Here is an 18,231-nt window from a genome sequence, read left to right on the forward strand (position 1 = left end):
TTACTTATCCTTCTTGTCCTTTTCGTACAACTCATACCATCTTTTTGGTATAAGCTTATATTTTTCATATCCTAAAACGCTATCACTTGTTGCTTTGCCATTATTGACAACTACATTATCTGACCTACCGCCACTCCCTGTTGTACCATCATTTACGATGGTATTATTTGTTATTTGTAGACCAGCTTTATTGGTTTGATTAAGTCCACCTGAACCGACGCCATAGCCATTTCTGTTGGCAACTTTGACTTGCTCGGCTAGTGACTGATTGCCAATAAGCATCTTCACATTACGTTTGTCTTTACTATAAGCACCTAAAGTAAGCTCTTGTATACCTTTGCCAGCACGTGTATAGCCTGCCGTACCGTCGTCGATAGAGCTGCCATCGCTGCATACACCATAAGGCATACAGTATACTTGGCGCTCTGACCCACCAACGACCCTTGCAGAACAGTTATCTGCCTGATCATAAACCATCTCTGGACTAAAAGCGGTAGTATATAAGCGATTGCCATAAACTAACGGCTCTCCTACCGATTTGATTCCCGATAGATTACTATAACCATCAAAATTCGTCAGTGGATATCGCCAACCTGAATAGTCATAAACATAACGCTTCTTATCAGTTTTATAGCTTCCCTTAGCAATAGTTTCTAGCACCTGTTTTCGACTCGTTAATTTATTTAAGTCAGTATTTTGCTTAAGAGGCAAATTAATAAGGTCACTGGCTACTTTATCTTTCGTAATTAACTCTTTATCTGTATAGCTAAAAATCCTAGATTGAGCGATATCATAATCAAAAAGATTAAACAAATAGTTAGGATTGGTTGTATTTCTGAGCATAGATAGAGGGGTACTACGGTCTCCAGATGCCACCGTCACTGATGCAAATATTTCTTGATAAGGACTGGTATAAAAGCTGACAATTGGACGCTCATAGAATCGATATGGCAATCCCTGTCCAGAACTGGTGTTAAGCACCCTAACTACCCGTTTAACCAAAGTCGCATTAATTGCCCCTGCGTTCAGATCAACGCGATAAACACTACCTCCCAAATCAGCGTAATACAGATGATCGATATTACCATCATCATCGCGATCAAGTGCGGTTATCCCTGCTACTACGCTATGCTTCATGCTTTCAACTTTGGTATGGTTTGTGCCACTATTGCTACCTGATATAGAAGCTATAATATCGCCGTTACTAGCATCTAATATATAAACGGCATTGCCTTCAGCCTGCGTTTTTTTATTACAACTGTTGTTATCGCCACTTGTTGTTAATTTGAAACTTGGGTTTTCGTAGCACATATCATAGCCACCAGCGACAATAACGACATCTTTAGACTCATATTTATTTGCACCTTTGTTAACTCTAATTTTTGCTACAGTAGGCTCACTCCAGACTTGACCCAAACGAGAAAAACCTTCATCACTTGGTGTTTTAGAGAACAAAAACTTTGGTGTGTCAGCCGTCGTAAGTTCTAAACCATAGATACCTCTACCACCCATTCTCAAGCCGCCGTAAGCTCTTACTGACTTGGCTTTTACCTTTTTCTTAGTTCCTGAAAAGTCATACTCTAACACTGAGCTACTTGTCCATGGCGCATCAACCCCAAATACCGTTCTACCTACAGCACCCTCACTATCCGCTTTTAGCGCCTTCAACTGTTCCTTAATGATAGTCTTAGGAATAAAGGCAAACGTCTCTTCACCTTTTTCTGCGGTTACTAAATGCAGTGCTCCATCCATAGAACCAAACATGATGTAATCATCACGTTTAGACTCGTCATTGGATATTTCTCCGTCATCATCAAAGGTCGCGCCGTAAGATACTTGCTTTGGTTTTGAATGCACCACGCCGCCTAGTACTTTTATCGCTTGGGCAGGTGGATTACTTATTATGCTACTCACTGTGCTATTAAATGCAGCAGTTTGTTTATTTTCCTTTAAATCAGTAATAAGTGTGACAGCATCTGCTGGAACGCTGTAACCCAAAAACGATAATAAATATAATTTTTCTTTGACACCATAGTCACTGTCTAGTTGCTCAAAGCCTAACACTTTATTATTTTCTACTTTAATATTTACCAACTTAGCGCTACTTCCAACACCACTTTCTACATAAACATTGCGAGTACTATTAGCGTTAGCTCCGGCGGTTGGCGCTTTTAAGCGCGCATAAGCACCACCTGCATAAATGGCGTTATTAACACTAACGCCCTTATCGTTTGTGTAATCTTGATTACTCCATAGATCCCGGGCGGTGTTGCTTAAATCATCTGGAAAGCCATCCTTATCATCATCCACATATAATCTAGCCGATTCTGGGAATGGAAATGTAGACTTGCCATATAAAGTGCCTTGATAGACATTATATTTTTTTAAGTTGCCAGGCCACACATATTTTGAGTCAGCAATTTTTGGTTCAAGCATTGGAAGATAGGCAAAAGGTTGTAAGTTGGTAGAGCTAAGCGGATCATTAGGAATAGTGATAGTGCCTGATGGGGCAGTTTCGATAATTTGAGTCAATTTAGCGGTAAAACTAGACACACTTTCTGCTAGACTGTCTGCATCTGTCGTATAATAAAATCCACCGCCACCATATTCCTCACTGCCTAATTTACATAAATTTTTTACATCTGTAGAAGGGGTAATATTTGATTTAGGATCTTTTTCATCACAATGATATACAGTGTTACCAGCACCGTCTACTGAGGTTTTGATGCCAGCGAAATCCTTACCAAAACCAACAGCAGCGGTCAATATCGAACGCTTAGAAGGGTTATTAATATTACGTAGTAACTTAGAATACTCTCCCATACAGGACCACGCACTGTTATCATTGTTACTAGACAAGCCTCCGGAACAATTCTGATCCAAGCTCAAAGAACTAGTATTACCCGTGAGACTTAAATTCATTAAACTAGAAGCAATCTTATTAGAAGAGTTGTTTGGCTCGCCATCTGTTAAAAAGTAGATACCATAGCCACTACACTGTGACTCAGAAACAGGCGCCTGATAGCTCGTATACGCACTATCAGGATCCTTGGCATCTTTATTTGATACGACATAACCACTGTAATCATTATCTTTAATTACAAACCCTTTTTGATTTTTTTTAAGATAATAGCGAATGTTAGCATCATAGTCTGTCCACTTATCGTCAGAGTTACCAGGCACATTATTGTTAGCAAATGAATCAAAATCACCTAGATCCTTCTTAAACACACTACTTTCTATCTTAATATTCCTATAATTATCCTGTATGCAGTCGAGAATAGGTATGTAAGTTGGTTTTCTTCCTCCAGAAGATAATTCAGTTACAACAGAAGAGTTACTATTACAAGCTTGTATGGTATATGTGTAATTGCCCAGCCCCCCCTCAGAAACTACTCTTCCTAGTATTTTGTAAGCTGCTTTCTCTTGGGTTTCAACGGTATTAGTACCCATCATATAGGCGCCTGCTTCAGCATAAGCATTAGCTGCTGGTGTACCACCATCTGGACTGAAATCATTTATTGCATTAATCAGTAAAGTACGCTGATTTGCATCTAATTTACGAGCAGGTATGATAATTCTTCCTGCCTTGCCATTTACCTTACCATTTCCTGTTTTATCAACAGAATAGTTTCCCAAGCCAATCATATTGCTACTTGAGAGTATATAATTACCATTTACGTCTTTTTTAGATAACAGCTCTTTAAGTGAACGCTTTAGTACCGTTAGACGAGTCTCTCCGTTCATATCTTTTGTGTTCATAGAGCCTGAAGTGTCTAGCATCAGAGTCAGTACCGCACCACCTGACTCAGCTGCTTTATATATCTCTAAATCACCAAGATTATTCCGACCGGCATTGACAGGTATAGCTATTATAGAAAGGGCGATGGCACAAGATAATGGCAACATCAGAGGCTTAACGATCTGATTAATTTTAGAGTACCGTGATTGTTGGCTAATATCGTTTTTTAGAATCATAATGAATACTCTTTTTAATGACAAATGTTAAAAAATCTAAATAAGTGACGTATCACGCAGTGGCTATTGCTATAAAATTGATTATTTAGTCGTTGCGTTACCGTTGACATCAATGCCTATTAGCTCTTGACAACCTTCAGCTATTTTGCCATCACCTACACCGAAACCATAACATACGGTATTTTCAACAACATTTTTAACATAAGCTTGCTGTACCAATGTTTTGCTAGGGATCCCCTCATCCTTCATACACTTATCCAAAGACTTATTTTCTCCATCAGGAGCAATAGGATTTTTTAAACAATTATTTATCTTATCCTTACTAGCGCTTGATAGACTAGGCAGAACTGAGGTGGAGTAAATATTAAAAACTGCAGATTCGTTACTAGGCTCGTTTGCCTGTATCCCTGATCCTTGCGTTACTGATTTAAAATTTCCTTGTCCTATTACTTCTTTGGATGGACGAGTAATATTAACTTGGGTGACAACATTACTACGAGCACTAGCGTAGCTATCCGCATTAGAGATATCGCAGAAACCACTGCCGGTTGTCAAAACAGTATTTCCATTTGGCTTTACGATACTGGCTTGATTTAATTTAGCAAAATTATTCTGTCTTGGGTTATAGCAGAAAATATACTGATCGCTGCGATTTGCGCTTCCTGCCTCAGAAAGATAATAACCAAACATTCCACTGCCTTTAATTACGGCATCTTTATAATCTTGGTCTTTATCATTGTCAAAAATTCGTTCTATGCGCTTGTTAGCACTATCTGATGAGTTTAAGAGAAACGTGTCTACTTGATCAGCTGTGGCAACTTTTAAGTCAGTTGTACCTCTGCTAACGGCGATCACTCCTACCAAAGTAATCAACATTAAAAAAAGTAGTACGATAATAAGAGTAACGCCTTCTTGTGATTGTTTACACATCCCATTCATCCTCTTGCAATCAGCTTAATATACTTAAATTATTAGATAGCTTATAAAGAGCTCTCTTTGATTGCTCTTGAGTTTCTTAACATGATATTAGACTCATATACTTTACGAATAAAAGCTTTAGACGTATCTGTAGATAAAGCTTGTTGCTCTCCAAATATGATGAAGTTAGAAGCTCCTGTTTCTCCAGTCAATGGACGCTCAGCTCTTACCAGAGCAGATAGCTTAACGGATATAATATCCGTGGTTATAGTAGAAGCAGCCGGTAAATCTTTCAAATAATTAAGATACTGCTCAGGAGTGAAATACCTCAAGGTTACTGACGGCGTCGATGGATCTACCACTTCTATACCTAGCAGTACACCAAAATAATCTACTCTCGGAATAATAACTTCCCCTACATCGCCAAAATCTCTTATATTGCGACTCGCTTTTAATATGGTGCTATCACTATCATTTATTTTTTGTAGTTCAAGCTCGTTATCACTTAATTCTTCTTTTATATATCGCCCAGCATCGCACCGTAGCTCATAGCTTTTTATACTAGATTCATAATCGAATTTATTATTCTGTAACACTTCCTTTAAGAAATATCTTTGAACGATGATCTGTCCTGGTATAAGTTCTAGACGACCATTACGTTCTATCTCTATAGGACCACGAACTAATGTACCCTCGCAATCGTACATATCTTGTGGCGCTTCATATTGTATGGTTAGCTGTGAGCTTTTAAGATCGGTAACATTACTGGCTTGGATTCCGCCTTGAGTTAAATATTGCTTTGTAATATCGAGATTGCCGGCAGTTGATTTTGAACCACCCATTTTAATGCCGTTCATGTTGTTTTTAGACTTGTCTGTTTGAGATGCATCAACCAAACTAGTATCACTAGTCATAATTACTCCAGCCAAAGGGGTAAAAGGATTATTGGTATCTGCCATTCCTAAATTACTAAGTCTAATGCTTTTTTCAATATTTTGAATTCCGAAGATACTCGCTTCTAATATGTCTGAACCACCAGATTGCATACTACTGATTTTTATACTTGTGAGATAAACCTGCATAACTGCCGCTGAGATTAACAGCCCTAATGTAAGAGAAATCATAAGTTCGATTAGTGAAAAGCCAGATTGAATATATTTAGCCTGCATCAATATGACTCCATAATCATACAGTCAGAACCTGCATGATAAATACCAGATGTATCAGCACAAGCTTTATTTATGTCTGAATTAGCACCAAAAACAGGTTTAGTACCATCCCATGAGGCAATAATACATTGGCGTAATTGTTTATTTGCCGTGCCAGGACAGGTGAACATATTCAATAACATCCCATTATCGCAAGCTTGTTTCATCGCACTCCAACTATTGTATTTTGCTAGTTGTTCTGCAGTGCATGAATCTTTATCACAGTTTTTTTTAACATTACGAGTCTTGTATTCTGCGACAGCAGTGCAATAATCTTTTGTATCAGATACTTGTCCTAAAGTACTTTGAATATCTTGTTGGTAAGCCAATATATTATTAGGGTTTAACCGCAAGTCTTCAGATAAACCGCGCATTACTGTATTAGCATTGGCGATTAATACGCTATCGTCTGTGGCTTTTATGGATACTATGTTCAACGCACTAAATCCTAAAACCGCAACCGCTAATAAGAATAAAGCTACCATGACTTCTACTAATCCAACCCCATATTGCGAGTTAAACTGTCCCATTAACATGTTCCTCCCGTCTTATTAATAATATTAGCGACATTATTAACTTCAACCTGATGGGGCGTTGCCTTGGTATCACTATCACAGACTGTGTAGGCGCGCGCCATAGTAACTCGCTTGCTTGGTTCAAAGACAATAGTTAACGCTGTGTCCGGTTTGATAGTATTTTTGGCATTATAATTGTAGCTTGCAATAGTTATTGAATTAGGTGCAGTAATCGTGATCATCTTAGGAGCGCTACCATTACTATAGGTCACAGTAACATTTTGTCTGCGGCTGATACTCTCCGCCCGAGCTTCTTTTAGCGCATTTTCAAGCGTTGCCGCCGTTGATTTGACCCTTTGATTGGCAAGTTGAGTGCTAATATTAGGCGCAGCAATACTTACGATAATGGCAAGGACAGCAATCGTGACCATCAGCTCAATCAAGGTGAAACCTTGGCTGACTGATAATGGCTGAAATTTTTCGGGTTTAATTCCAATCACTTGACTATCCTATTGGGCAAGAAAAATTAAGTCTTTATTTTCAATACTATTTGTTTAGCGTAACGATAAAATAGCTTTAAAATAAATCACTTATTGTATAATCAACTGCAACTTTCATTCCAAAATGGCAAAAACGACCTATTAGAGTTAGCCCTAATGAATTTGATCGTTTTGGAATTTTTATTAGTTCATAGTTAAGTAGCGACTTTTGACTTTACATTTTTCTTAGCAGAATTGGTAACGGTTAAGTAACATTAGCGAAGGATTGAGTATAGCCAACTTTAGGGCGTTGTGCAGCTTAAATTCACTACTGTGGAATCAGAAGTTGAGTCTGGCTTAATTCGCACTACCATGAGCTAAAGCATAAGCTATGATTTGATAAGGATAAGTGGGCGGGTGACCTAAGGCAGTAAAGGCAGCATTGGGACTTGCAGACTCAAACAGCGCCCTTGCAAGCGCTTGCAAACTTGCACCGGTGGTAGCGACATCATCAAACAAAATCAGCTTTTTAACGGGCGGCGGCGAACTCAACATAAAGGCTTGGGTTAAGTTGCTTAAGCGATCAGCTCGGCTTAGTCCTCGCTGACTTACCGTATCATCAACACGACGAACGCCGCGCCAAACTGGGATTTGCCAATGTTTGGATAAATGAGCGACCAAAATGGTCACCGGATCAAAGCCACGATTGGCAAGGCGCTTAGGCGTCGTTGGCATAGGAATGATCACGCTGTTATGTTGATGGCAGCCGTGCGGTCTTGGCAGTTGCCGAAGCGCGTGGATAAGAACAGCAAGCTTGGTTAAGTCCTCGCCATGTTTAAAGGCGCGGATCGCTTGGCGGATGGGATAATCGTAATAGGTCGCGGCTTGGATATTGAGCGTTTGATTGGCGATCACGTCAATTTGAAACGATTTTGGGTGCCAAAAAATGCTTTGATGGCACTCACTACAAAGCAAACTTTTAGGGGATTTAGGTTGAATTCGGCAAAGCTGACAGCGCGGATTGAGATAATCGGCAAGCCAAATCCCAAATTGATAAGGCGCAGCGGCAACGGGAGTCAGCGCCATAGTTTGGCATGACCCATTTGCCAGCTAATCAATTGCCAATTAAAGCCCTTTCCAATCACTGAGCATGATTCCTGCGCCGATCGCCGTATTATTGTGGTTATAATCAATGATGGACTCGCCATAACCTTGGAAAAACTGGATATAGCCGTTGATATTTTTGGTTAAAGGATAAATGTAGTCAATTTGCGCCGCGCCGTGCTGAGTTTTTGGGTTGTAGCGCAGCGTTCCACTTAAGCTTGTTTTATCCGCTAAGTCGTATAAAAAGGTCAAATCGCCATAGCCCATAAAATCGGTAATGTCGGGGTTATCATCCAAGTCACCGCCGCCCTCATTTTTGATTCGCGTCCAAAGCCTTGGAATAACAGTCAGCTTACCCCACTCCGCCCCTGCCATCACATAAGCGCGGTTCCATGACCGTGATAACGGATCGTCTTGACCGTTTGAATGATGAACAGCCCCTGCGCCAAGCATCCGCAGCCGACCATTAAAAGGCAGATTTGCTGTCACCGGCTGAGTCAAAAAGACTTCTGGCTCATAGTCAGTGGCGCGAAACGGTCTTGAGTTTTCAGCATTAAACACTTGCCAATGCGACTGCTGAGTGTAACCAAACCAAAGGTCAGCTTCGGTATCAAACAAATCCTCTAACACTTTGGTTTTGAGCGAAATTTGTAATTTAAGCTCAGGCGTTCGCACCTCGCCTGAGGTATAAGGTCGATCAAGCGCTTGGGTGGGACTGCTTGGATTACGATTGGGATCAAGGTTTAAAAATACCGGCAACAAATACATCGGTCGATGCGGTCTTGCAGTCCAAGTGCCGCGCTCGCTGTTTTTATCCAAATCATAAAGCAAACTTAGCGGGGTATATTTTTCGATATCGGCTTTGCTTACGCCCACTTCTTCTAAAATTTGCGCTTCATCAGCATCGATGCCACGCGTATTTAACGATTCAGGAGCGATCGGCTCATCGGTCACCAATACCACATCGGCATCTTCAACCGTATCGGCGTCAATCGGGGTGATGTTTTCTGCCAAAACGACTTGCGGCTTTCCCGAAATGGTCGATTGCAGCGTTTTAGCCACATCAAGCGGTCGTTTATTGGTGCTTACAAACGTGGGGGCGACGCCATCTTCGGCAACTTTATCAAAGCACGCAAGCCTTGCGGCATCCGTTTGTACTTTGGTACATTCCACAAACAGTCGCGCTTTTTGCGACACGTAAGCGTCACTGATCAAGTCGTTTTTATCACGCGGCGCATTTGAATCAAGCAAGCGCTGTTTGATGGTCCGCGACTCACTTTGGCTGGAAATCAAAGGCTGGGCGCTTGGATTGACGACTTTTGCAGCGGGCAACTCATCGGCTTGCGCTGAGACTGCAGCCAAACTCATCATTGCCAACATTAACAAACTTGGCGAAAAGGACGGTGATAACAAAGCGCTCAGATTGCGCTTTGATCGCCCCAAATCAGGTGGAAAAAACATAGTTGTCCTTGACAAAATTGCAAAGCGCATCAGGTGCGGCTCTCAATGATTGTAGAGTATTTCGCGCTGCTAGGTCACAATCAGATTATTGTAATCAAAATTAACAGCGCTGGCTAGCGCTAAAAAAATATGGCTTGTAAGTTTTTAAGCCGATCATTTACCACAAAAAAACCTGCCACGTGATTTAGCGTCGCAGGTTTATTCTATTTAAAAGGGCAATCAGCTTTGATTTAACGCATTAAGTGCGGCTTCAAACTCGTTTCGCTTGACTTCCCCAACTTGTTTTTTAACCAGCTTGCCATTTTGATAATACAGCAAGGTTGGCGGTCCAAACAGTTGATAGCGCGCTAAAATGGCTTTGGAATCCTCGCTTGTCTCGGTGATATCCAAGCGAACCAATTGCCAATTTTGCATTTGCTGAGGTCGGCTTTGGAACAGATTTTTGTCCATTATTCGGCACTCAACGCACCAGTCTGCAGTCAAATCAACGATCACATTTGGCGAGCTTTGGGTGATGGCATCAAGCTCGCTTAAGGTCGTGATGGTTTTATCTGAATTATTAACTATCGCTGTATTTGAAGTTGATGCGACAGGTTGGTTGACATTAGCCAGTGGTCGCAAACTGTCATGATTGCCAAGCGCGGCGCCAACGATCAAGCACGCCGCCCAAAGTCCCATAACGATGGCAAGCGCTTGGGTCAGCATGCGACCGCGACCAAGCCAGCGCCAAGCCCAAACGGCAACGACCATAAACCAAAGCGCCCAAACAAGCAGCATCACTGGCGTCACAAACACGCGCTCAATAAGCAATAAGGCAACCGCAAAAAGCAGTAAAGCAAAGCCTTGCTTGACCCAATTCATCCAAGCGCCAGCTTTTGGCATGATGCTGCCTTGGGTTGCGCCAATTAAAATGAGCGGCGCGGACAAGCCAAGACCAAGCATAAATAACGCTGCAAATCCTAACAGCGCGCTACCAATCGTCGACACGGCAATCAGCGCGCCAAATAAAGGCGCGGACACGCAAGGCGACACCACAAGCGCGGATAAAAACCCTGCCATCAAACTGCCGCCTGCGCTTCCAAGCTTACTGTCACCCGCTTGGCTTAATCGCTGCATTTTGCTGCTGACCGCTACTGGCAGCCGGATATTGACCACTTCAAGCATATAAAGGGCAAGCAGCACAAAAATAATGGCAAAGCTGATCAAAATCGCCGGATTTTGTAGCCAACCGATAATGCCAAGCGACTCACCAAAAATGGCAATGACTGCGCCCAAAATCCCATAAGCAATCGCCACCCCAAGCGCATAGCTTGAGGTCAAAATTACGCTTTTTCTTGCCGTTGGGTTTTGCTGACGGGCAACGATATTGGCGACAATCGGCAGCATCGGCAACACGCAAGGCGTAAAAGCAAGCCCAAGCCCTGCCAAAAATAGCAGCAATAAAGCAAACCAAGGATGGGCGGCAAGACCAAACGGATCACTTTCAGTTAAGTCATCGTTCGCCATATTTTGATTATTTTGGCGACTATTGTCGTTTAAATTGGCAGAAGCATTTGCCGCGATAATGCCATCATCGGCAGCGTTATTGTCTAATAGCGCGGCGTCTTGATCACTTTCAAGACCCTCATCATTGACATGATCCGCCTCATTGCTGTCAGTTAATGCCGAATCATCAATAGCGCTCGCCGCATTATTATCAGCATTTGGGCTATCGGCAGTCTCTGTTGCAGAATTGGCAGCTAATACCGTGGTCGCTTTTGGGTCGGAAGCTTTTGAATCCGCGGTTTTTTGATCGGCAGTTTGATTATCGGCTTTATCTTGAGCTACCGCTTTAGCTTTATCGCTTGCCGCCTCAGTTGTTTTTGCCGGTAGCGCCGTTGTTTTATCAGCGGCTTTATCGTCTTTTTTCTCAGCAGCTTTTGGCGCGGCAATGGTGACCGTGTTATTTATTTTTTCAGGCGGATAACAAAGTCCTGCTTTGGCGCAGCCTTGCCAAGTCACGCTAAGCGCAGAATTATTGACCGCTTTGCTGCTGGTGAGCAGCGCTGTCGCTGTAACGTTGCTTTGATCAAACACAGGAACGCGACCAAATTGCGGGTCATCAATCGATTGCGCCGATTGGCTAAATTTAAAGGGCGCAGCGCTTACCCCAGCGGGCAAGTCCAGCTTAATTTTATCTTTATAAACGTAATGACCAGGGGTAATGTCAAAATTGATGGTCAGCATCACGCCTTTTGCGGTATTTTTGGTGCTGGTAGTGACCTGAAACGCTTTATCTACGGGCAAAAACTTCCCTTGATCACCACTTTGATCGGAGCTGAACAAATCGCCAAGCCCTGCCGCTTGAGCGCTGATTGGCAAAGCTGTCATTGAGCTGAGCGCAATTACTCCTGTAAGAAGTAACGAGCTAAATTTATAAGGCTTGGGTTTTCGCGACTTAACCGCTAGCGACTGGTTGACGGTCATAAAAGGCTACCTTTGCTGACAAATCATAAAAAAATAAAATATAAAAATAGATAATAATTAGCTATACGGCGCGGCAGTTTTATCTATTTAATGACTTTTAACGTTAATAGTGACGGATTAAATAATGATAATGAAAAAAGTATCAACCAAATCACCGCATTGATTGATACTTTTTAAAGCCTGACTTTTAATCACAGTTTTGGCAATTTTGGCAGTTTTGACCATCAAATTTTGACAGCAATCATTAAAGCTGAGCGTAAATGTCCGCATCCGCCCCTTCACCACCCGGCTTACCATCCGCGCCAAGCGAAAACAAATCATAAGCGCGATCTTCACTTCCCGGCGCGGCATACTGCAGCTCATTGTCCCAACCGTCGGTCGGATAGCCGCCTTTGATATAGCCGCCTTCAGGATAGTTTTTTGCATCGGCAGGTGGCGTGGTAAGCGCGTCCAAACCTTGAGCGGTCGTTGGATAGCGCGAGTTGTCCACTTTATACATATCAAGCGCGTTTGAAACCGTCGCAAGCGCCGTTTCAGTCGTTTTAACTCGAGCTTTGTCACTTTGACCGACCACTTTTGGCACCACAAGACCAGCTAAAATCGCCAAAATCACAATCACCACCATGATTTCAATTAAGGTAAATCCGGATTGGGATGTTAATGAGCTCTTGGAAGCGGCGGAATCATTGGTCAGCGTTGGAATTGTCAAGGTCATAAGGGCTCATCACTAAAGTTAGGTTGTTAGCATAATTAATGCTTTTGGCAAAACAATTTTTAAAATAACAGAATCTACCGCCCATAATCTTGCTATTGTAGAGCGGCTAATATGCGCAATTGTTGTTGCTTTATTAATGATTGGTAAGGCGAAGTTTAGTAAAATTTAAAATTCGCAATTGTTAAATTTATGAGTTGTCACATCAGCCTGCCAAGTCATTCATATTAACAATGGGCAACATCACTGCCATGACGATAATCATTACCACAACCCCCATCAAGACCAGCATCAATGGCTCAAGCAGTGACAATAACGTGCTAATAAAGTTGGTGGCTTCCGTCTCTTGCATGTGAGCGGCGCGGCTGAGCATCCCTTCAAGCTCGCCTGAGTTTTCACCACTTTTAATCATTTGCACCATCATCGGCGGAAAATAGCTCGATTTGTCCAGTTGGCTTGAAAGACTTGCGCCCTCGGTGACGCGATTAGCCGCCTGAATAATTGAACTTTGAATGTGCAAATTGGTGGTGACCGCCGCGCCGATGTGCAGCGCTTCAATCAGTGGCACGCCTGATCGCACCAAAATCGCAAGGGTACTGGCAAAACGAGCGGCATTCAACCCTCGCGACAGTTTGGCTAAAATCGGCAATTTTAATACCAAACTGTCAATAGCCAGCTTCCCGGCTTGGGTTTTAGCAAAGCGAATTATTAAAAACGCCGCCATTGCCATAATAGCAAGCATCAACCACCACCATGTCGTAATAAGGTTAGACAATGCGAGCACCACTTGGGTAATCAGTGGCAGCGCTTGCTCGGACTGCTCAAAAACCTTGACAATTTTGGGAACGACAAAGCTCATCAAGCCGATAATGACCGCAAAAGCCATCACCATCAGCACAATTGGATAAACCATCGCGCCTTGGATCTTTTTTTGTAGAGCAAAGCGGTTTTCGGTGTAATCGGCAAGCTGATTTAAAATTAAATCCAAATGCCCCGATTTTTCGCCCGCCGCAATGGTGGCAATGTATAAGGGCGGAAAGCTTGCCGCTTGCTCAAGGGCGCGCGCAAGGCTCAAACCCTCAAGCACACTTGAGCGAATAGCAAGCATTAAGGATTTAATATGTGTTTTTGGCGACTGTTTGGCAACAGCAGCAAGAGCTTCTTCAAGGGGAATTCCGGCGGCAAGCAAAACCGATAATTGCCGCGTGAGCAGGGCAAGCTCATAAGCGCTCGGCTTTTTAAAACGGTTGTTATTGACCGCTTTTTTATCAAGAACCGCGCTGACCTCCATCGGCGTCCAGCGCTTATCACGAAGCTGCTGGCGAATTTGCCGCGCCGAGTCGCCCTCAAGAAGACCTTTTTGAACCACGCCTTGCTCATCAAGGGCTTTAAAATGAAAAGCTGGCATAACGGTCTCTATGAAAAATCTAAGCCAATATATTAAGCTATGTTTTTAAGCGCTTAAAAAAGCGGGGTTGAATCGCTACTGTCGGGCATGATGCCTTGGGTTAATAAAACATCCAAATGCTGCTGCTGAAGCTGTTTGTCAAAGTCATTGACCTCCGCGATCAGCAATTTTTCAATGCGTTTGTTTGAGGCAAAAACGCTGAGCCGCGCGCAAATGACGGCAAGCTGATAAACGCGCTTTTTGCAATCGCCATCCAAGCCTTGCAGCAGTCTTACCATAAACGGCGTCTCAAGGCTTGCGTAATCAACTTCCATCACCGCATTTGGGTGCAGCGCTGTGATGCTATAACTTAAAGACAAATGCGCGCAAAAATAACAACAAAACAAGTAGCCGACCACATGACCGATGTAATAGCCGCGATCATAAGTGAAGCTTGTCACCCCAAACTGGGTCAGCACATAACTTGCCAAGCTTTCTTGGTCGCGAACGGGATTTGGGTGCTTAAGTTTGCCCACGGTCGGTAAAGACAGCGGATTTAAACCGTCTTGAACGGTAAGCTGCCAGCCTGCCGGACGCTGAGCGCCCATTTTATGGATAATATCGCTGATTAAATCATCAACCACGTGCAACTGTTGCCACAAGCGCTCGATGCTATCAATGTCAATCAAAGCGCGCTTGTCCAAATTCTTGGCAAGGATAAACTGTTGCCACTCCAAAAACTGCGCTTTTAAATGGCTGATTAAATACGTCGGTCGCGCTAATTCGGGCGCTTCATAATATAGGCGGGCGCGCTCAAGCTGCTGATCATAAAGCTTGATGCGAAGCTTAGTGGCATTGCTGTCGCTATCACCGTCTTGATCGCTGGCATCACTGACCATAAATTGCGCCAACAAAGACGCTTTAGATAAAGCCGAATTTGGTGCTTGATTCTCAAAAGCTTGAGGTTCAGCGTCATTACCCGTATCTTTATCTGTTAAAGATTGATTCGCCATTTTCTTAAGATTATCACCAGTTTGGGTCATAACGTTATCACAAATTGTTCACAAATTTGATTCTGATATCGTCATCTTACCTAAAGATCAACGCCTTGTCAGCCAAAGTCACGGCAAAAATTTATTTGACCTACTCCCACCACCAAACCTAGGGGTTATGGTGGGGGAATCTTGGCGACCCATAGCTTCAATGAGACTACTACCTTTCGTCATGCCACTACCGCTGAGTAGTATCGGCACAAGGGAACTCTTTATACCGTAGCAAGCCCTGCTACATCAGCTAACGCCTGACGGCGAATATTATTACTGGCATTGAGGTCACGGTCATGTTCTAGTTGGCAACTAGGGCAAATCCAACTTCTCACCGATAACGGCAAACTATCCAGTTTGTGATCACAATGCGAGCAAAGTTTACTACTAGCAAAAAACCGATTTACCTTTAGCACGTTTTTACCATGCCACTTAGCCTTGTAACTCAGCAAGGTCACAAACTGACCCCAAGCGGCATCGCTAATCGCTTTGGCAAGCTTACGGTTTTTTACCATGTTTTTCACCGCCAAATCTTCAACCCCAAAGCTTGTCGCTTGGTTTTTGCAAACAAGCTGATGGGTAATTTGATGATGTAAGTCTAGTCGCTGATGGCGTACTTTTTCATGAATACGAGCAACGGCGAGTTTTTGCTTTTGATAGTTTTTGCTTTGTTTTTGCTTTCGGGCAAAGATCTTTTGTTGAACGGCAAGCCTTCGACTAGCTTTAGCTAAATGCTTTGCATTATCAAACTTAGTGCCATTAGATAAGATCAGTAAATGACTAATTCCTAAATCAATACCAATGGTTAGGCTTGACTCAACCGTAGTCGCCACTGGCAAAACATCCTCATTCTCGACCAAAATGCTTGCAAAGTATTTTCCTGTCGCGGTTTCGCTTACCGTGACTGTTTTAACTTTGCCAACAAACTCACGGCTAAACTTAGCTTTAATACCCTTTAGCTTGGGTAGGTCAATCGTTCCATTATCAAAGTTGACACTACCATGCTGAGGGTTTTGATAGCTTCTACGCGGTCTTTTTTTAGACTTGAAACGTGGAAACTTAGCGCGACCTTTGAAGAAATTGGTAAAAGCGGTATGGACGTTCAATAAGGCATTAAGTAAAGATTGACTGTTAACCTCATTAAGCCATGCAAACCTTTCAGTCTTTTTCTTTTTGACAAGCTGACTTTGAATTTGGGATCGTGACAGCGACTTTTTGAATAGCGAATAGTAGCGCTTTTGAAGTGCAAGCGCCCAATTAAACACAAATCGAGCGCAACCAAAGTGCTTTTCAATCAGCACTTTTTGCTCAAGATTTGGGTAAATTCGGTATTTATAGGCGCGGATCATAGCTTGTCAATTAAGTAAGATAGGATTATAATTTAGCATCGATTCAACTTGGTGTCAATTATGCGTAAGCAGCTAAAGTCACACTATAATTGCGTTTATAATCTAACCTTTCATTTAGTGTTAGTCAGTAAGTACCGCAGAAAATGCTTTACTAATGATATTCTTGACAGGCTTAAGACTATTACAAACGAGCTTTGCCAAAAATGGGATGTTGAGCTGTTAGAGTTCAGTGGCGCGTCCGACCATATTCATCTATTGATTGAACTGCACCCTAATATCATGCCGAGTAAATTCATCAATAATCTAAAAACAGTCACCAGTCGATTGATTAGAAAAGAGTTTTCAAATCATTTTTCCGCCTTTTATAACAAGCCTGTTCTATGGACGAGAGCTTACTGCTTGCTGACTACTGGCGACGCAACCATTGATACGATTAGACAATATATTGAAAAACAAAAGCGCCCTGATGTAAGCATGAATAGTTAAAATCAGCAAAAAAGCGCTAAGGATTGACCTTAACGCTTATTGTTCCCTTCAACATTTAAAATAGCGTTAAGCTATCAGCTACTTTTGATATTGCTGTCGATAAATTTTGGGCGATACGCCATAAACCCGCTTAAACGCTTGGCTAAACGTCGAATCCGACGCGTAACCGACAAGCTCACTAATTCGGCTGATGCTGTTTTGCTGCAACCGCAAATAACGCGCCGCCAAGCGCAGCCGATAATCGATCAAATAGGTCAAAGGCGGCATACCAACGATATCTTTAAAACGCTGAGCAAAGCTTGATCGCGACATTCCGGCGACCTCTGCCAATTTGTGAATCGTCCAGCTTTGATTGGGCGCATCATGCATGACAGCAAGCGCCTTTGCCAAATACGGATCTTTCATTGCCTGAAGCCAGCTTCCGGTTGCCTCAGGAAGGCTTTCGATATACGTTCGCAGGCATTCGATCATCATAATGCTTGCCCAATGATTGATCACTGCCGTTTTACCGATGCGCTCATGCGCCGACTCAAGCGTTAACAATTTGATGCCCACATCAAGCACTTCAAACCGGCTTTCTGGCTGATCTTCATGCTCCGGCAAAATCGGCGGCAATACCGACAATAGCGGTCTTATCATCTCTTTATCATACTGGCATTCAATCAAGATCAGGCATGAGTTAAGCTCGCCTGCTTCCCCAAGCGACAGCGTCTTTGCTTCTGCGCCAACCAAATGCTCATCCAACGCTTGCGCCTCACAACCGTGATAATCAAGCGCATAGCAAACATGGCGATAAGCGTTTGGAATCATAATCATATCGCCGGAATACGCCTTTCTTGACGCCTCGCCCACGCTGATACAAAAACTTCCCGACATCACCAAATAAAACAAAATCGTATCTTTTCTCGTAATCGAATACGACCAATCGCCCTTGCCCTCTAAACGATAATAGCGGGTCTCACACAAATGCACATTTTCAAGAAGCATGCTCAGGGCATCCATGAATCTTATCCTTAAGCTAAGTCGCGCAAACCATTCAAAGCTTGCAACATAACGACCTTAACCCTAATATTCAAGTAAATTAATCACTTGTGGACTACAGTTAAAAATATACATACGATAAAC

14 protein-coding genes are annotated in these 18,231 nt (G+C 42.7%); 1 reads left to right on the forward strand and 13 read right to left on the reverse strand.

Annotation, left to right across the window (positions count from 1 at the left end):
* The 12 genes from HF322_RS04715 to HF322_RS04770 form a co-directional block, all read right to left on the reverse strand.
* Positions 1-3,978 carry a PilC/PilY family type IV pilus protein gene (locus HF322_RS04715; protein ID WP_169392243.1) on the reverse strand — a complete coding sequence of 1,326 codons (3,978 nt, stop codon included), beginning with the start codon at positions 3,976-3,978 and terminating at the stop codon, positions 1-3.
* Between the two features lie 81 nt (positions 3,979-4,059).
* Entirely contained in the window at positions 4,060-4,908 is an 849-nt protein-coding gene (locus tag HF322_RS04720) for a pilus assembly PilX N-terminal domain-containing protein (protein ID WP_169392244.1), read from the reverse strand.
* A gap of 50 nt (positions 4,909-4,958) precedes the next feature.
* Positions 4,959-6,065 carry a PilW family protein gene (locus tag HF322_RS04725; RefSeq protein WP_169392312.1) on the reverse strand — a complete coding sequence of 369 codons (1,107 nt, stop codon included), beginning with the start codon at positions 6,063-6,065 and terminating at the stop codon, positions 4,959-4,961.
* Positions 6,065-6,634 carry a prepilin-type N-terminal cleavage/methylation domain-containing protein gene (locus tag HF322_RS04730; protein WP_169392245.1) on the reverse strand — a complete coding sequence of 190 codons (570 nt, stop codon included), beginning with the start codon at positions 6,632-6,634 and terminating at the stop codon, positions 6,065-6,067. Before HF322_RS04730 ends, HF322_RS04725 begins: the two co-directional genes overlap by 1 nt.
* Positions 6,634-7,119, reverse strand: a complete 486-nt coding sequence (locus tag HF322_RS04735; protein WP_308811481.1) for a GspH/FimT family pseudopilin — start codon at positions 7,117-7,119, stop codon at positions 6,634-6,636. Before HF322_RS04735 ends, HF322_RS04730 begins: the two co-directional genes overlap by 1 nt.
* Positions 7,120-7,455: 336 nt before the next feature.
* Positions 7,456-8,184 carry a ComF family protein gene (locus HF322_RS04740; RefSeq protein WP_219848170.1) on the reverse strand — a complete coding sequence of 243 codons (729 nt, stop codon included), beginning with the start codon at positions 8,182-8,184 and terminating at the stop codon, positions 7,456-7,458.
* A 39-nt stretch (positions 8,185-8,223) separates the two neighbouring features.
* Positions 8,224-9,663 (reverse strand): phospholipase A, encoded by a 1,440-nt coding sequence (locus HF322_RS04745; RefSeq protein WP_223193165.1) that lies wholly within the window; start codon positions 9,661-9,663, stop codon positions 8,224-8,226.
* A 219-nt stretch (positions 9,664-9,882) separates the two neighbouring features.
* Positions 9,883-12,129, reverse strand: coding sequence for a protein-disulfide reductase DsbD (dsbD, locus tag HF322_RS04750; RefSeq protein ID WP_169392246.1), 2,247 nt, complete (start codon positions 12,127-12,129; stop codon positions 9,883-9,885).
* Between the two features lie 244 nt (positions 12,130-12,373).
* The gene (gspG, locus tag HF322_RS04755; RefSeq protein WP_169392247.1) at positions 12,374-12,844 is read right to left on the reverse strand and encodes a type II secretion system major pseudopilin GspG; all 471 of its coding nucleotides are present in this window, start codon (positions 12,842-12,844) and stop codon (positions 12,374-12,376) included.
* Between the two features lie 202 nt (positions 12,845-13,046).
* Positions 13,047-14,249 (reverse strand): type II secretion system inner membrane protein GspF, encoded by a 1,203-nt coding sequence (gene gspF / locus HF322_RS04760; protein ID WP_169392248.1) that lies wholly within the window; start codon positions 14,247-14,249, stop codon positions 13,047-13,049.
* A gap of 53 nt (positions 14,250-14,302) precedes the next feature.
* Positions 14,303-15,271 carry a hypothetical protein gene (locus HF322_RS04765; RefSeq protein WP_223193166.1) on the reverse strand — a complete coding sequence of 323 codons (969 nt, stop codon included), beginning with the start codon at positions 15,269-15,271 and terminating at the stop codon, positions 14,303-14,305.
* Positions 15,272-15,492: 221 nt separating this feature from the next.
* Entirely contained in the window at positions 15,493-16,620 is a 1,128-nt protein-coding gene (locus HF322_RS04770; RefSeq protein ID WP_169392249.1) for an RNA-guided endonuclease TnpB family protein, read from the reverse strand.
* Positions 16,621-16,680: 60 nt separating this feature from the next.
* Here HF322_RS04770 and tnpA point away from each other — a divergent pair, with 60 nt between their 5' ends.
* Positions 16,681-17,106, forward strand: a complete 426-nt coding sequence (tnpA, locus tag HF322_RS04775) for an IS200/IS605 family transposase (protein ID WP_169392250.1) — start codon at positions 16,681-16,683, stop codon at positions 17,104-17,106.
* Between the two features lie 78 nt (positions 17,107-17,184).
* On the opposite strand, the gene HF322_RS04780 is transcribed toward tnpA, so the two are convergent.
* Positions 17,185-18,108: an AraC family transcriptional regulator gene (locus HF322_RS04780; protein ID WP_169392251.1), complete on the reverse strand. Its 924-nt coding sequence runs from the start codon at positions 18,106-18,108 to the stop codon at positions 17,185-17,187.
* Between the last annotated feature and the right edge of the window lie 123 nt (positions 18,109-18,231).

It is taken from the genome of Psychrobacter sp. MF31 (genome assembly GCF_012847335.1).
In the GTDB taxonomy this organism is placed as follows: Bacteria; Pseudomonadota; Gammaproteobacteria; order Pseudomonadales; family Moraxellaceae; genus Psychrobacter.

Coding starts and splice junctions, on each gene's coding strand:
- gspG (WP_169392247.1), bottom strand. CDS start 12,844: ATGACCTTGACAATTCCAACGCTGACCAATGATTCCGCCGCTTCCAAG.
- HF322_RS04745 (WP_223193165.1), bottom strand. CDS start 9,663: ATGTTTTTTCCACCTGATTTGGGGCGATCAAAGCGCAATCTGAGCGCT.
- HF322_RS04730 (WP_169392245.1), bottom strand. CDS start 6,634: ATGGGACAGTTTAACTCGCAATATGGGGTTGGATTAGTAGAAGTCATG.
- gspF (WP_169392248.1), bottom strand. CDS start 14,249: ATGCCAGCTTTTCATTTTAAAGCCCTTGATGAGCAAGGCGTGGTTCAA.
- HF322_RS04780 (WP_169392251.1), bottom strand. CDS start 18,108: ATGGATGCCCTGAGCATGCTTCTTGAAAATGTGCATTTGTGTGAGACC.
- HF322_RS04715 (WP_169392243.1), bottom strand. CDS start 3,978: ATGATTCTAAAAAACGATATTAGCCAACAATCACGGTACTCTAAAATT.
- dsbD (WP_169392246.1), bottom strand. CDS start 12,129: ATGACCGTCAACCAGTCGCTAGCGGTTAAGTCGCGAAAACCCAAGCCT.
- HF322_RS04720 (WP_169392244.1), bottom strand. CDS start 4,908: ATGTGTAAACAATCACAAGAAGGCGTTACTCTTATTATCGTACTACTT.
- HF322_RS04740 (WP_219848170.1), bottom strand. CDS start 8,184: ATGGCGCTGACTCCCGTTGCCGCTGCGCCTTATCAATTTGGGATTTGG.
- HF322_RS04770 (WP_169392249.1), bottom strand. CDS start 16,620: ATGATCCGCGCCTATAAATACCGAATTTACCCAAATCTTGAGCAAAAA.
- HF322_RS04725 (WP_169392312.1), bottom strand. CDS start 6,065: ATGCAGGCTAAATATATTCAATCTGGCTTTTCACTAATCGAACTTATG.
- tnpA (WP_169392250.1), top strand. CDS start 16,681: ATGCGTAAGCAGCTAAAGTCACACTATAATTGCGTTTATAATCTAACC.
- HF322_RS04765 (WP_223193166.1), bottom strand. CDS start 15,271: ATGACCCAAACTGGTGATAATCTTAAGAAAATGGCGAATCAATCTTTA.